At 70.6% G+C, this 14,306-nt stretch carries 16 protein-coding genes; 10 read left to right on the forward strand and 6 right to left on the reverse strand.

Features of this window, described 5'->3' with window-relative positions:
• Window positions 1-167: 167 nt before the first annotated feature.
• Window positions 168-971 carry a CPBP family intramembrane glutamic endopeptidase gene (locus tag ACFWY9_RS36165; protein ID WP_378340997.1) on the forward strand — a complete coding sequence of 268 codons (804 nt, stop codon included), beginning with the start codon at window positions 168-170 and terminating at the stop codon, window positions 969-971.
• A gap of 6 nt (window positions 972-977) precedes the next feature.
• Here the strand turns inward: ACFWY9_RS36165 and ACFWY9_RS36170 are convergent, their stop codons facing one another.
• Window positions 978-1,880 carry a DMT family transporter gene (locus ACFWY9_RS36170; protein ID WP_378340998.1) on the reverse strand — a complete coding sequence of 301 codons (903 nt, stop codon included), beginning with the start codon at window positions 1,878-1,880 and terminating at the stop codon, window positions 978-980.
• Between the two features lie 82 nt (window positions 1,881-1,962).
• Between ACFWY9_RS36170 and ACFWY9_RS36175 the strand changes: the two genes are divergently transcribed.
• Window positions 1,963-2,859 carry a LysR family transcriptional regulator gene (locus ACFWY9_RS36175; protein WP_378340999.1) on the forward strand — a complete coding sequence of 299 codons (897 nt, stop codon included), beginning with the start codon at window positions 1,963-1,965 and terminating at the stop codon, window positions 2,857-2,859.
• Here the strand turns inward: ACFWY9_RS36175 and ACFWY9_RS36180 are convergent.
• The 4 genes from ACFWY9_RS36180 to ACFWY9_RS36195 form a co-directional block, all read right to left on the reverse strand.
• A complete protein-coding gene (locus ACFWY9_RS36180; protein ID WP_378341000.1) occupies window positions 2,852-4,087 on the reverse strand; it encodes a methyltransferase domain-containing protein in 1,236 nt (411 codons plus the stop codon). The two genes, ACFWY9_RS36175 and ACFWY9_RS36180, sit on opposite strands and share 8 nt — an antisense overlap.
• 207 nt (window positions 4,088-4,294) lie before the next feature.
• The gene (locus tag ACFWY9_RS36185; RefSeq protein WP_378341016.1) at window positions 4,295-4,519 is read right to left on the reverse strand and encodes a DUF6247 family protein; all 225 of its coding nucleotides are present in this window, start codon (window positions 4,517-4,519) and stop codon (window positions 4,295-4,297) included.
• Window positions 4,520-4,673: 154 nt separating this feature from the next.
• Entirely contained in the window at window positions 4,674-4,898 is a 225-nt protein-coding gene (locus ACFWY9_RS36190; RefSeq protein WP_378341001.1) for a DUF397 domain-containing protein, read from the reverse strand.
• A gap of 6 nt (window positions 4,899-4,904) precedes the next feature.
• Window positions 4,905-5,768 (reverse strand): helix-turn-helix domain-containing protein, encoded by an 864-nt coding sequence (locus ACFWY9_RS36195; protein ID WP_378341002.1) that lies wholly within the window; start codon window positions 5,766-5,768, stop codon window positions 4,905-4,907.
• 156 nt (window positions 5,769-5,924) lie between these two features.
• On the opposite strand from ACFWY9_RS36195, the gene ACFWY9_RS36200 reads away from it, so the two are divergent.
• The 8 genes from ACFWY9_RS36200 to ACFWY9_RS36235 all read left to right on the forward strand — a co-directional run bounded on the left by ACFWY9_RS36200 (window position 5,925) and on the right by ACFWY9_RS36235 (window position 13,026).
• Entirely contained in the window at window positions 5,925-6,152 is a 228-nt protein-coding gene (locus ACFWY9_RS36200; protein ID WP_378341004.1) for a hypothetical protein, read from the forward strand.
• Window positions 6,153-6,192: 40 nt separating this feature from the next.
• On the forward strand, window positions 6,193-6,792 hold the full coding sequence (gene nadD, locus ACFWY9_RS36205; protein WP_345406277.1) for a nicotinate-nucleotide adenylyltransferase: 600 nt from the start codon (window positions 6,193-6,195) through the stop codon (window positions 6,790-6,792).
• A gap of 64 nt (window positions 6,793-6,856) precedes the next feature.
• Window positions 6,857-7,255, forward strand: a complete 399-nt coding sequence (rsfS, locus tag ACFWY9_RS36210; RefSeq protein ID WP_378326672.1) for a ribosome silencing factor — start codon at window positions 6,857-6,859, stop codon at window positions 7,253-7,255.
• Window positions 7,252-7,866: a histidine phosphatase family protein gene (locus tag ACFWY9_RS36215; RefSeq protein ID WP_378326673.1), complete on the forward strand. Its 615-nt coding sequence runs from the start codon at window positions 7,252-7,254 to the stop codon at window positions 7,864-7,866. Before rsfS ends, ACFWY9_RS36215 begins: the two co-directional genes overlap by 4 nt.
• A gap of 2 nt (window positions 7,867-7,868) precedes the next feature.
• Entirely contained in the window at window positions 7,869-8,597 is a 729-nt protein-coding gene (octT, locus tag ACFWY9_RS36220; protein ID WP_378326774.1) for a diglucosylglycerate octanoyltransferase, read from the forward strand.
• Between the two features lie 5 nt (window positions 8,598-8,602).
• On the forward strand, window positions 8,603-9,451 hold the full coding sequence (locus tag ACFWY9_RS36225; protein WP_378326674.1) for a DegV family protein: 849 nt from the start codon (window positions 8,603-8,605) through the stop codon (window positions 9,449-9,451).
• Between the two features lie 453 nt (window positions 9,452-9,904).
• Window positions 9,905-10,630: a helix-hairpin-helix domain-containing protein gene (locus ACFWY9_RS36230; RefSeq protein ID WP_378341006.1), complete on the forward strand. Its 726-nt coding sequence runs from the start codon at window positions 9,905-9,907 to the stop codon at window positions 10,628-10,630.
• Window positions 10,627-13,026, forward strand: coding sequence for a ComEC/Rec2 family competence protein (locus ACFWY9_RS36235; protein ID WP_378341007.1), 2,400 nt, complete (start codon window positions 10,627-10,629; stop codon window positions 13,024-13,026). The genes ACFWY9_RS36230 and ACFWY9_RS36235 overlap by 4 nt, the downstream gene beginning before the upstream one ends.
• A 7-nt stretch (window positions 13,027-13,033) precedes the next feature.
• Here ACFWY9_RS36235 and thrC read toward each other — a convergent pair whose 3' ends face one another.
• Window positions 13,034-14,299, reverse strand: a complete 1,266-nt coding sequence (thrC, locus tag ACFWY9_RS36240; RefSeq protein WP_378326677.1) for a threonine synthase — start codon at window positions 14,297-14,299, stop codon at window positions 13,034-13,036.
• Between the last annotated feature and the right edge of the window lie 7 nt (window positions 14,300-14,306).

The raw sequence follows: 14,306 nt of genomic DNA on the forward strand, positions 1-14,306 counted from the left end.
GGCGCTCCCCCCCGGCGCGGGGGGGGGGGGGGGGGGGGGGGCGCGGGGGGGGGGGGGGGGCCCCCCCCCCCACCGCGTGCTTTCGGCGGCCGCGCTGTCAGGCTCTCCGCGCGCCGCGTCAGTCCCGTGTCAGCGTCATGTCGGCGGACCGGACGAACGTCCCCGGCATGGAGACCAAGTCCACCGCACCTGGGGCCCGGCCGAGCCGAATCGCCGGGCGGTTGCTGGCCGATCGCCACTCCCTGCCGCTGTCGATCACGCTGCACCTTCTTCCCGGCGTCCTGATCGTCGCCGTCTACCTGCTCATAGCGCGGCCGCTGGCCAAGTCCATCGGGTATCCGCCGTTCCTGGGCTGGGCGATCGCCATGCTCCTGGCCCTTGCGCCGTTCGAACTCGGCCTGCTGCTGTGGCTGGGCCGTCGGCGAAACGGCCGTTTGTCACTGCGCGGAGTGGTGCGCTATCGGGACAAGCCGCTCCCGCGCGGGAAACTCGTCGCCCTCGTCATTCCCTTGATCGTGTGGTTCCTGGTGGTGTCGTTCGCGTTGATGCCCGTGGACAGCTTCGTCTACGACCTGTTGTTCCGATGGCTCCCGTTCGAGGGCGCGGGCGGCGGCCTCACCGACGGCCTCGCCGGATACCCGCACGCGGTCATGGTTGTCGCACTGGCGGCGTGCATTCCGCTGACCGGGCTGGCCTTCCCGATCATCGAGGAGCTCTACTTCCGCGGCTTTCTGATGAGCCGCCTGTCCCGGCTGGGCCGGTGGGCTCCGGTGCTCAGCACGGTGCTGTTCTCGCTGTACCACCTGTGGTCTCCCTGGGTGTTCCTGTCCAGGGTCGTCTTCTTCTTCCCGGGGCCGTGGTTCGTCTGGCGGAAGAAGGATCTGCGGGTGTCGCTCGGGATGCACGCGGGCACGACTTTCCTCCTGCAGACGCTCGGCACCCTCGCCCTCCTGCTGAATCTCCTGCCGTGACGCGCGCTATCGCCTGCGGGAGATGGCGACACCGGCCAGGCACAGCACGCCGCCGATAAGTCCGAACGCCGTGGGAATCTCGCCGAGCAGCAGCCACGACAACAGCACCGACGCGGCCGGAACGGCGTAGGTCACCGCGGACAGCCGCCCGGCGTCCATGCGGCGCAGCGCGTAAGCCCACGCGGTGAACCCGACCGCCGTGGGGAACACGCCCAGGTAGCCGGCGCCGAGCACCGCCGGTGTGGAGGCGACCCGCAGCTCGCCGATCAGCTGGGGCGTCCAGGGCAGCAGGACCACGGTGGCGACGACACAGCCGAGCCAGATCGCGGTGAGCCCGTCGACGTGGCGCAACGCCACCTTCTGGATCATGACGCCCGCGGCGTAGAGCGCGGCGGCCAGCAGGCACAGCAGCACGCCCGACGCATCGCGCTGGGTGGTGGCCCCGGTCGCGATGATCGCGGCTCCGCCCAGCGCGACGAGCGAGCCGACAATGAGAGAGCGCGAGAAGCCTTCGCCGAGAAGCTTCCCGGCAGCGATGGCGACCAGCAGCGGCGCGAGGTTGACCAGCAACGCCGCGGTCCCGGCGTCGACGTGTCGTTCTCCCGCGTTGAGGGCGACCGTGTAACCGGCGAGCCACAGCACTGCGTACGCCGCGATCAGCAGGAAAGCCTTGCGGGACAAGCGGATCCGGACCGCCCGCTTCGCCACCACGATCACGGTGAGCGTGACGGCCGCGACGCCGAGCCGCAACAGCGCCAGCGGCGCGGGGGACAATGCGTGCCCGATGCCGCGGATGGCGACGAACGACGAACCCCACAGCACCACCGCGAGCCCGGCTGCGGCCGCGATCTTGCCGATGTCGGTTTTGCTGGTGCCGGTGGGCCGGGCGGTATCGAGTAGATCGGTCACCCAGGCATCGTCGCCCGCGTCTTCTGTACAGCACAAGCGACGAGTTCTGTACCTCTGTTAAGTAGCGCTGTACAGTCGCGGCATGCTGGACATCCCACGGCTCCGCGTCCTGCGGGCGGTCGTCGCGACGGGTTCGATCCGCGCGAGCGCCTCCGCACTCGGCTACACACCGTCGGCGGTGAGCCAGCAACTCGCCGCGCTGCAACGGGAAACCGGCCTGCGGCTGTTCGAACGGTCCGGTCGCGGCATCGAGCCCACCGCGGCGGGCCGGACCCTGGCCGCCGAGGCAGACACGTTGTTCGAGTCGTTCAGCCGGGTCGAGCGGGTGGTCGGCGATCTGCGCGCCGGACGGGTCGGCAGCCTTGCGATCGGCTACTTCGGCTCGGCCGGTGCGACATGGCTGGCGCCGACTGTCGCCGCGCTGCGTGCCGAGTTCCCGGACCTCCGGCTGGACCTGCTGCTGACCGAGTTCACGCCGGGCGACCCGGACGTCGACATCTTCGTCGAGGAGACCGGTGCCGAACGTCCGGCAACCATCGAGGTGCGCAGACTCGCCGAGGACCCCTATCTCGCCGTCGTCCGCGTCGACGACCCGCTCGCCAGCGTGCCGGAGGTGCGACTGGCGGACCTGGCCGAGCGGCATTGGGTGGACAACGATCTGCGCGAAGGGCCGTGCCGCCAGGTGCTCCTCAACGCCTGCGCGCAGGCCGGGTTCTCCCCGGGTTTCGTGGTGGAGACACACGACTACCGGACCGCGATGTCCTTTGTGGCAACGGGAATCGGGCTGACCGTGGTGCCGGCGCTCGGCATCGGCGAGCTGCCGGAGGGCCTGACCACCGTCGCGCTGACGGCTCCCACTCCGGTCCGGCATCTGAGTCTCGCGGTGAAGAAGTCGATCGCGCGGCACCCCGCCGCCCGCCGCGCCGTCGAGCTGCTGGAAGGGCTGGTGTGCGGGAAAATCCCGAGCGGGCTTACCTGACGCTCTCTGGAGCGCCCAGCCACACGTCCTGGCGATCCGGCGTCACGGTGAGGCCGAACCGGGTGTACTCCGGCTTTCCCCGCTCGACCCACTCGGCGTGCAGGGCGGCGACCTCGTCCCACAGCCGACGCGGGCCGGACTGGCGTACCGTCGGAGTGGCGGGGGTCAGGTCGATTGTGGCCCAGGAGCCGTGAATTTCGTGGATGTGCACCGCGGTCCACCGGCCGGAATCGGCTTCGTCGGCGTAGTGGTAGACGTCCGGCAAGCCTAGTCCGACGAAGAAACTGCCGTGGATGTCGGCCATGGTGTCGCGGACGATCACGCGGTCGGTAATGGTCTCGGTGGTTGGGCCGGTCTCGCCGATGTCGCACACTCGGCAGTCGGCGTGCTGGTCCCGCTGAGCGCGTAGCCGCATGAACGAGACATTGCCGTCGAACCGGCCAACGGCGGTGTTGTCCTCCTTGACGCTTAGCCGGAGCAACGCCGCGTTGTGCCAGTCGGTGATCCACGGGGCGATGATCAGGCCGCCGGGGCGGGTCTGGGCGATCCAGGACTGGGGCACCCGGTACACGCTCGCCGTGGCGATCACGCGGTCGTAGGGGGCGTTCGGCGCGTAGCCGTCCTCGCCGTCCGCACACACCACCGTGGGGTTCAGACCGGCGTCGCGGAGCGCGGTTTTCGCGCTGGCGCACACGTCTGGGTCGACTTCCACCGTGGTCACGTGGTCTTCGCAGAGCCGGGCGGTCAGCAGGGCCGCGTTCCAGCCGGTACCGGTGCCGATCTCCAGCACGCGATGCTCGGGAGCGACATCGAGCGCGTCGAGCATGAGCGCGACGACGGTCGGCATCGACCCCGAACTCGTCGGCGAACCGCCGATCTCGCCCGGCTTGGTCTTGCCGTCGTCGACCTGGGTGACGACCGGGCGGTCCGCGGAAACAGCGGCCTGCCACGCGTCCGGATCCGCGGAGCGGGTGGTCCAGGCGTACCCGTCGCCGGAGGGAATCCAGATTCCTTCGGGAACGAAGTTTGTCCTCGGGGCCCGCTCGAACGCCGGGCGCCATTCGGCGGAGAGGTGGCCCGCCGCGATGGCGTCGTCAACGCTCCAGTGCGCGCTCAGTCTTCGCCCTCCTTCTTCGCCCTCCTTCTTACTGTGGTCGCCGCCTTCGTCCTGCTGACTCTCGGCCTCGATTTTGGTCGGGTCGTAGTCGCCCTGCTTATCTCCGGTCACGTCACGTTTACCCGTGTCGACAAACGCTACGGCCAGCAACGGCGGCGGGATAGGCAGCGACCGGGTGGCGCCGATCCACTGCCTGATACATCCTCACCTGAGATGGCCGGACCAGCCGCGCAGCTCTAGCTGAGGTGGTGACGCAGTGCGGTCCGGTGTTCCACGGGTCCCGGCGGAGCCAGTTCTCCTGCCCGGCCAGCGCATAGCTCATCGGCCCTCCGCAATGTCGGATTCGTCTCCGGCTTGCAGGCGCTCGATCACAGCACGGGTGTACTCGGCGATGTCCGGGTTGAGATGTTCCAGCGCACGTCCGTACCAGCAGCCCACCAGCTTCTGCACCCGCGTGAGGTCGAAGTCGTCGTCGGCCTCCGCCATCGCCCGATGGAATTCGCGCTCGAACTCGACGAGATCATCGGCACTGGTTGCTTTCAGAGCCGCACGGACCCGAGCGCCGAGCGTTCGAAGGTGACCCGGGGACGGTACGAGGGCCGGTCCGGCGAACCGTCGATCAGCAGGCCGGGAATGTCGGACCCGAGAGTGGTCATGGCTCCTCATTGTGCTGGGCATGCCACCCCGAAGTAAGGCACTACCCCCGAAGGTGGTGGCGCAGTGCGGTCCAGGTGGTGGGGCCGGTGTGGAGGACGCCGCTGGCGTCGCCGAGTTTCGAGTCGCGGATGGCACGCCCACCGTCAGGCAGTTCCGCCAGCTCGACACATTCGTTGCTGCCATTGCTGGCTTGCCCGCTGTAGCTGGACTTGCGCCAGGTGAGCCGGGTCGGTACGCGCTTGCCGGTGTGTGCCACGGTCGTCACTTCCAGTCAGTCGATGAGTCGACCGAAGGTGCCCGCCGCGTCGTCGATGAGGGTCTTCGATGCCTCGAACGGCAGTGCCGACACCCGTTTGTGGTCGAACACCAGCCTATACGGCTTCGTCGTGGCGGGGCGATCCCGGTAAAGCGTCTCCTCGACACCGTCGACGGCCACCATGTCGCTGTTCGGATCGTCGTCAAAGCCAATCAGCGTGAAGTCGTAGCCCATCCCGGGATGAGCGCCGCCTTCGTTGGGCTGGACCTGCAACTCGATATGCCGTTTGTCGGCCTGGGCCCGAAGGTGGCGGAGCTGGTCGCGCATCACGGCTGGGCCGCCAACCGGAATGCGTAGCGCCGCTTCGTGGATGATCACGCGGACGGTCGGCGGCGGGTCCGCCACGAGGATTTCCTGCGTGGCCTTCCGAACGCCGATCAATTCCTCCCTTCGCTCGGGATCGATGAAACCGCTCTCGGCGAACAGCGCGCGCATGTAGTCCTCGGTCTGGAACAGGCCGGGAATCAGCAGTGTCGCGACGATCAGGATCTCATCCGCGTCCTTGCTCAGCTCCTTGAAAGTACGGGTCTTGAGCGGCACGAACCCCGGATACTCACTCCTCGTCTGCCGGATCTCGCGTGAGAGCTGAAGCCAGGCGTCGGTCTCCTCCGGCGAGCAGTGGTACGCGCTCGCGAGCAGCAGGATCTTCGCCTTGTCGATGCGGGTTTCGCCCTTTTCGATCCGGTGCATCGTGCGGACGGCGACGTCGAGGACTTCGGCGGCGGCTTCGACGGTGAGCCCCGCGCGCTCGCGGAAGGCGCGCTCGGCCGCGCCGACCTGGCGTTTCTTGCTGGTCGAGGTGTTCTTGCCGGGTGGCATCAGTGGGGTCGCTCTTTCGTGTCAGTCGGCTGGGATCTACGGTCAGTATGGCAGCTCAAAGTGGTCAGAGTCACAACTTCACTCTAAAGTGGCAGTGTAAAACTGTCACTGACATGTTTACATGGGCATCACCAAACCCCAGGCGAGGGAGAGATGATGGCCGTGTTCCCGGAACAGCGAGAAAGGGTGTCCGTGTCGATGATCATCGACGGCGACACCGCCATGACGTGCCGGATCGAATCGGAGGAAGACCTGACCTTCACGATCGGCTCCGCGCTCGAGTCGTATCTGACGTTGGACCACGTCGCCGCGCGGCGGTTCCGGGACCTGCTCGGGACGGCGCTGGCGAAGGTCGCCGCCGGCGGGGGTGCGCCGGGCCGGTGAGGCACGCGGCCCCGGTCCGCGGTGTATAGGCTCACCAGTCATGTCACCACGGCGGATCGGGGTCATGGGCGGCACGTTCGACCCCGTGCATCACGGCCACCTCGTCGCGGCCAGCGAGGTCCAGTCACGGTTCGCGCTGGACGAGGTCATCTTCGTGCCCACCGGTCAGCCGTGGCAGAAGGCCGACAGGGTGGTCACCAAGGCCGAGGACCGGTACCTGATGACCGTCATCGCGACGGCGTCCAACCCGGTCTTCTCGGTGAGCAGGGTGGACATCGACCGCGGCGGCCAGACGTTCACGGTCGACACGCTGCGCGATCTGCACGCCGAGTATCCCGACGACCAGCTGTTCTTCATCACCGGCGCGGACGCGCTCGAACAGATCCTGACCTGGCACCGCGCCGACGAGCTGTTCACCTACGCGCACTTCATCGGCGTGACCCGGCCCGGCTACCGGCTCAACTCGCATCACCTGCCCAGCGGCAAGGTGAGCCTCGTCGAGGTGACCGCGATGGCGATCTCCTCGACGGCCTGCCGCGAACGCGTCGAGCGGGGCGAGCCGGTCTGGTACCTCGTGCCCGACGGCGTCGTCCGCTACATCGCCAAGAAGGACCTGTATCGCAAGGACGAAGGTGCGTGATGCACGGCATGTCGGTGCCGCCGGGTACGCTCTTCGGGCGCATCCCCAACGACAAAGGAGCACTGTGACAGCCACGTCCCAGGCACGGGAGCTGGCCGTAGCGGCCGCGCACGCCGCGGCGGACAAGAAGGCCAGCGACATCGTCGTGCTGGATGTGTCCGAACAGCTGGTGATCACCGACGCCTTCGTCATCGCCTCGGCCCCCAACGAACGGCAGGTCGGCGCGATCGTCGACAACGTCGAGGAGAAGCTGCGGATGGCCGGGCACAAACCGGTCCGCCGTGAGGGCGCCCGCGAGGGCCGCTGGGTGCTGCTCGACTACGTCGACGTCGTGGTGCACGTCCAGCACCAGGAGGCGCGGGTCTTCTTCGGCCTCGAACGGCTGTGGAAGGACTGCCCGCGCATCGAGGTCGAGGGCCTGGCCGAGCCCGGCGAGGCGGAAGACGTGGACGAGGCTCAGTGAACCCCCGGCGGCTGGTGCTGTGGCGGCACGGGGAGACCGACTACAACGCCGCCGGACGGATGCAGGGGCATCTCGACTCGGCGCTGACCCCGGTCGGCTGGAACCAGGCGCGTTTCGCGGTGCCGGGGCTGGCGCGGTTCTCGCCGGAACTCGTCATCGCCTCCGACCTGCGCCGCGCCACCGACACCGCCACCGTGCTGACCGAGGCGCTCGGCGTCCAGCTGCGCATCGACAAGCGGCTGCGGGAAACGCATCTGGGCGAGTGGCAGGGCCTCACCGGCGAGGAGGTCGACGCGGCCTATCCCGGCGAGCGCGACCGCTGGCGTGCCGATGCCACCTGGGCCCCGCCCGGCGGTGAGTCCCGGGTGGACGTCGCCGAGCGCGCGATCGAGGTCGTCGCCGACCTGAGCCTGCCGAACTCCGGGGCAGGCGACACGGTCCTGCTGGCGACGCACGGCGGGCTGATCATCGCGCTGACCGCGAAGCTGCTGGGCCTGCCCGTCGAGGTGTGGCCGTCGCTGGGCGGGATCGTGAACTGCCACTGGGTCGAACTCGTCCAGCGGGACGGGAAGTGGCGGCTGTACGCGTACAACGCGGGTATCACCGGCTGACGATGGGGCCACGCCTGCTGGTGTTCGGCGATTCGCTGAGCTTTCACGGACCCGAGGGGCCGTGTGCCGCCGACGAACCCCGGCTGTGGCCGAACATCGCTGCCGAGGCGCTCGGCGGGAGCGCCGATCTCGTCGCCGGTTTCGGCTGGACGGCGAGGGACGCCTGGTGGTCGCTCATCGGCGATCCGCGGGTCTGGGCCGATCTGCACCACGTCGACGCCGTTGTCCTCGCCGTCGGCAGTATGGACACCCTGCCCTCGCCGCTGCCGACGTATCTGCGCACCGGACTGCGGTATCTGCGGCCGGATCCGGTCCGCAGGCTCGTCCGCAAGGCGTACCTCGCGGCTCAGCCACGGCTCGCGATCGCGTTGCGCGGCCGTCCCGTCGTGCTGCCCGCGAAGCTCACTGTGCACTACCTCGACACGGCCGTCGGGGCGTTGCGCATTCTCCGGCCGGAGCTGCCGATCTTCGGGATGCTGCCGTCGGTTCACCGCGCCGCCGCGTACGGCGGCGTGCACACCGCGCATCCGGGCGCGACCACCGCGCTGGCGGAGTGGGGCGCGCGGGCGGACGTGCCCATGCTGGACCTCCCCGCCGTCGTCGGCGAGCATGTCCGCGGCGGGCACGGGAACCCGGACGGGATGCACTGGGGCTGGGCGGGGCACGCCGCGGTCGGCGACGCGATGGCGAAGCTGATGACGCCGTCCCTCACACCCGGCCACGTAGGCTGACGCGCGTGTCGGTCGCGGTAGTCACGGATTCCACCGCCCACCTGCCAGAGGGGTTCGCCGAGCGCAGCGCGGTGCGGGTGGTGCCCCTGCACGTCCTGGTGGACGGTGCGGTGTCCCTCGACGGCACCGAGATGGGCCCCGCCGCGCTCGCCGAAGCGTTGGGACAGCGGAAGATCGTCACCACTTCGCGGCCGACACCCGCCGAATTCGTCGCCGAGTTCCGCGCCGCGCTGGACGCGGGTGCCGACGCCGTCGTGTCGGTGCACCTGTCCCGCGAGCTGTCCGGCACCTGGGAGGCGGCGGTGCTGGCGGCGCAGGAGGTCGGGCCCGATCGGGTGCGCGTGGTCGACTCGCGGACCACCGCCATGGGCCTGGGTTTCGCGGCCCTGCACGCCGCCGGTGCCGCCGCGGCCGGAGCGTCCCCGGCCGAAGTGGAGGCCGCCGCGGTGGCGACCGCCGAACGTTCCGAGACGCTGTTCGTGGTGGAGACGCTGGACTACCTGCGCCGGGGTGGGCGGATCGGCCCCGCGGCCGCGCTGCTGGGCACGGCGCTCGCGGTGAAACCCGTGCTGCACATGGACGACGGCCGGATCCGGCCACTGGAGAAGGTCCGCACGATGAACCGCGCGGTGGCGCGGCTGGTCGAACTCGCGGTGTCGGCCGCTGGGCAGGGCGAGGTCGAACTCGCGGTGCACCACCTCGCCTCGCCGGAGCGCGCGGTCGAACTGGCCAACCGGCTGGAGGAGGCCGTGCCCGGCTCGTCCGGCTGTGTTGTTTCGGAGATCGGCGCGGTGATCGGCGCGCACACCGGCCCCGGTGTGCTCGGCGTCGTCGTCCAGCGCGCGATCGGCTGAACCGCCTCCTGACTGTCCACAGTAGACACCGGCGTCGGGGGCGCACTGAAGGCGTCCTTCACCGCGTCCAGTGTACTGAAAGCGCCCTTCAGTGCACGGGGCCTTGATCCGCCGGATGCGGGGTCTCGCTGCCCCGGCCGCCCCACCGAGGGACGCGCTTGTCGCACCCAATGCACCGAGGGACGCCCTTGTCGCAACCAGCCCTGCGACCCATCACGAGCACCGCGGATCTCGGTGCAGCCCACCGTAGACGCCTCCCAGCGCGCTCCTCCGCGACGGACACCGCCGCACCGAGCCCGAGCAGATGGGTAACCCGCCAGCATCGCATCCGGGTACGACGGAAACCGGTCGAATCCGGCCGTGCCCGGGCGATCTGTCCACAAGACCCCACTTGTCCACAGCCGCGCCGATTTCCCCTGCCGGACGGCTTCCGGCTGTCCTAACGTCGATCGTGTGTTCGACCCCACCGCCCGGGACCCGGGCTCCTCCGTCAACGCCAGGCTCGCGTGGCTGGCCGATCAGCTGTCCCCGGACGCCCCTGCGATGGGCGCCGGTGGGCGGCTGGTCCGGCGCTGGCTGCCCGCGGGGCTGGCGGGTGGCGCGGCGGGCAAACGCCGGCTCGTGCTCGGCGCTGTCCTCCTCGGTGTCGTCTTGCTGGTGGTCGGCGCGGTGGCGCTCTTCGGCGGCAGGCCTGCCGCGGAGAGCCCGCCGGGGCTGCCGAGCGCGAAGCCGGTCGCCGAGCAGCCCCAGCAGCCGAAGACCGGTCTCGTGATCAGCGTGATCGGCCGGGTTCGGTCGCCGGGGCTGATCACCCTGCCCGCGGGCGCACGCGTCGCGGACGCGCTCCGTGCCGCCGGTGGCCCGGAACCCGGCACCGATCCGAGCGCGCTGAACCTGGCCCGGCGGCTGACCGACGGAGAACAGCTCGCGGTCGGTGTCCCGGCGCCGGCGGCGGCCGGGCCCGGCGGAGCGGGCGCGCCACCGGGCAAGGTCGATCTCAACGCGGCCACGGCCGATCAGCTCGACACCCTGCCGGGCGTCGGCGCCGTGATGGCCCGCCGGATCGTCGAATGGCGTACCCGGCACGGCGGGTTCGCCAGCGTCGAGCAACTTCGCGACGTCGAAGGCATTGGCGAAGCGAAGTTCTCGAAAATCCGGGAGCAGGTGAGCGTCGGATGAGCGCGGGGCTTGGCACACCGGAGACGCGGCAGCCGCCGCCATGGTGGCGTGCGCAGGATCCCCGGCTCGTCCCGGCCGCGCTGGCGGTGTGGGGCGTGACGCTGGCGGCGCTGCTCGGCACGTGGTGGGTGGCCGTGGCAGGGGGAGCGGTCACCGCGATCGCCGGCGCGGTGGTGTTCTGGCGCCGCCCGTCCTGGCGAGCGGCGGCGGGTGCGTTGCTACTGCTCGGGTTGGCGCTCGCGGGTCCCACTGCGATGCGTGTCCGCGACGCGGAACAGGATCCGTTGCGCGCGGCCGCCGTCCATGGGGCTCCGGCCGTGCTGCGGGTGGTGGTCACCGAACGGCCGAAACCGGTCCGCTCGGCCGGGTATGCCGATCGTCAGGCCGGTGCCCGGTCGGTCGTGCTCCCCGCCGAGGTGACCGCCGCGGAGGTCGCGGGGCGGCGCGCCGAGAGCACCGGCCGTGTCTTGCTGCTCGCCCCGATCACGCCATGGTCGGGCCTGTTGCCCGGTCAGGCCGTGACGGTCTCCGGGCAACTCGGGCCCGCGCGTGGCGCGGAACTGATTGTTGCGGTGCTGTCGGTGCGTGGTCCGCCCAGCGATGTCGGTACCGCGCCGTGGTGGCAGCGGGCGGCCGAGTCCTTGCGCGCCGGTCTGCACCGGCTGTGCGCGAGTCTCCCGGAAGAACCCGCCGGTCTCCTGCCCGGTCTGGTCGTCGGGGACACGAGCGCGTTGCCGCCCCGAGTCGAGCACGAGTTCGTCTCCTCGGGGATGTCCCACCTCACGGCCGTCAGCGGTGGGAACCTCGCGATCGTCTGCGGCGCGGTGCTGCTCCTGCTGCGCGTGCTGCGGATCGGGCCACGTGCCTCGGCGATCGCGGCCGGGCTGTGCCTGGTCGGATTCCTCGTGCTCGCGGGGCCGGAGCCGAGCGTGCTCCGGGCCGGGGTCATGGGCGCGGTCGGCCTGCTGGCACTGGCGCTGGGCAGACAGGGCTCGGCCTTGCCCGCGCTGGCCTTTTCGGTCTGCGCGCTGGTGATCTGGGATCCGGCGATGGCCGTCGACTTCGGCTTCGCGCTCTCGGTGCTGGCCACGGCCGGGCTGGTTCTGCTGGCGCCGCGGTGGGCGGACGCGATGGTGCGCCGGGGCGTTCCGGCGGGCTACGCCGAGGGGCTGGCCATCCCGCTCGCGGCGTTCGTGGTCACCGCGCCGGTGCTGGCGGGCATGGCGGGTTCGGTGAGTGTGGTGTCGGTGCTGACCAACGTGCTCGCGGCGCCGGTGGTGGCACCGGCCACCGTGTTCGGGGTACTGGCCACCGTCGTGGGGCCGTGGTGGCCCGGCGCCGGGAACGTGCTGGTCCACCTGGCCGATCCGGAGGCGCGGTGGCTGATTCTCGTGGCGCGGCACGGCGCGCGGGCACCCGGCGCGGTCTTGGACTGGCCCGGCGGCTGGTGGGGCGGTCTGCTCGCGGCGGCGCTGCTCGCCGTCCTGGTGGTGGCGTTGCGGCTGCGCCGGATCCGGGTACTGGTGACGGTGCTGCTCGCCGTGGTGCTGCTGGTGTTCGTTCCGGTCCGGGTGTTCGCCCCGGCCTGGCCACCGGACTCGTGGGCGATGGTCGAATGCGATGTGGGCCAGGGTGACGCGCTGGTGCTGGCGACGGCCGAGCGCGGCCGGGCGGTGGTCGTCGACACCGGGCCCGAACCCGGCCCGGTCGACGAATGCCTGCGACGGCTCGACATCGACCGCGTGCCACTGATCGTGCTGAGTCACCTCCACGCCGATCATCTGGGCGGGCTGGTGTCGGTGTTCGAGGGCAGAACGGTGGGCGCGGTGGCGGTCGGGCCGGGCAGGGCGCCGGGCTGGGCCTGGCGGCAGGTCGCGGAGGAAGCCGGACGCCAGGGCGTGCCCCTCCTCGAACTGAGCGTCGGGCAGCGGCTGGAGTGGCCGGGGCTGTCCCTCGACGTGCTCGGGCCGCGATACGTTCCGGCGCGCTCGGCCACCGAGCAGGACGGGACGATGGTCAACAACAGTTCGGTCGTGCTGCGCGCGGGAACGCCTGCCGGGCGCGTGCTCCTGACCGGTGACGTGGAACTGGCGGCGCAGGCCGATTTGCTGGCAGGGGGAGCGGATCTGCGGTCCGAGGTCTTGAAGGTCCCGCACCACGGGTCACGGTATTCGCTGCCGGACTTCCTCACGGCCGTCGCGCCCCGCGTCGCGATGGCCAGTGTGGGCGCGGGAAACCGCTACGGCCATCCCAGCAAGTCCACTGTGGACGCTCTGATCGCGTTGGGGGCGTTGGTGACCCGCACCGACCTCGACGGGGACACCGCGGTGCTCCCGGACGGTGGCGGTCCGGCGGTCTCCCGCCGGGGCGAGCCGCGTGGCCCGCCCCGGCGGTGAACCGGCGTCAGTAGCCGAGGGCCTCGCGCACGGCGGCGGCCGACGGTGCGACGGTCGCCTTGGGGCCGACGTGGTCCTCGACGGCGTCGAGCGTCTTGAGGCCGTCGCCGGTGATCAGCAGGACGGTCTCGGCGTCCGGGTCGAGCTTGCCGGTCTCGATGAGCTTCTTCGCCGTGGCGACGGTGACCCCGCCCGCCGTCTCGGTGAAGATGCCTTCGGTACGGGCCAGCAGCCGGATGCCCTCGACGACCTCTTCGTCGCTCACGTCCTCGATCGCGCCGTTGGTGCGGTTGACGACGTCGAGCACGTACGGGCCGTCGGCCGGGTTGCCGATCGCCAGCGAGCGCGCGATGGTGTCCGGCTTGACCGGCTGGACGACGTCGTGCCCGGCGCGGAACGCGGCCGACACGGGCGAGCAGCCGGTGGCCTGGGCGCCGAACACCTTGTACGGGCTGGCTTCCACCAGTCCGAGCTGGCCGAGCTCGCGGAAGCCCTTGTCCACTTTGGTCAGCTGGGAGCCGGAGGCGATCGGCACGACGATCTGCTCGGGCAGCCGCCAGCCGAGCTGCTCGGCGACCTCGAAGGCCAGCGTCTTCGAGCCCTCCGAGTAGTACGGGCGGACGTTGACGTTCACGAACGCCCAGCTCTCGTGCTCGGCGGCGAGTTCGGTGGCGAGGCGGTTGACGTCGTCGTAGTTGCCGTCGACGGCGATCAGCGCGCCGTCGTACACCGCGGTCGTGAGGATCTTGGCGCGTTCCAGCGTCTTCGGGATCAGCACGACCGACTGCCAGCCCGCCCGGGCGGCCGCGGCGGCGACGGCGTTGGCGAGGTTGCCGGTCGAGGGACAGCACAGCACCTCGAACCCGAACTCGCGGGCGGCCGCCAGCGCGACGGCGACGACCCGGTCCTTGAAGGAGTGCGTCGGGTTGCCGGTGTCGTCCTTGACCCAGATCCGCTTGACCCCCAGCGCTTTCGCCAGCCGGTCGGCCCGGACCAGCCGGGTGCAGCCTGGCTCGGTGTTGGGGATCTCCTCGACGTTGGAGGGAACCGGAAGGAGTTTCTTGTAGCGCCAGATGTTCTTCGGGCCGGCTTCGATGTCCTCGCGCCGGACCCGGCCGAAGTCGTAGGCGACCTCGAGCGGCGAGAAGTCTTCGGCGGAGACGAATTCGGGAGCGAGCGGCTGCCGGTGACCCTCTTCCTTCGACACCAGTTCGACGGCCGGGCCCAGGTCCGGGGTCTTGGTGGTGGAGGTCGTGCCGAGGGTTGCGGTCATCGCGAGG

It is taken from the genome of Amycolatopsis sp. NPDC059027, from assembly GCF_042739735.1.
GTDB lineage: Bacteria > Actinomycetota > Actinomycetes > Mycobacteriales > Pseudonocardiaceae > Amycolatopsis.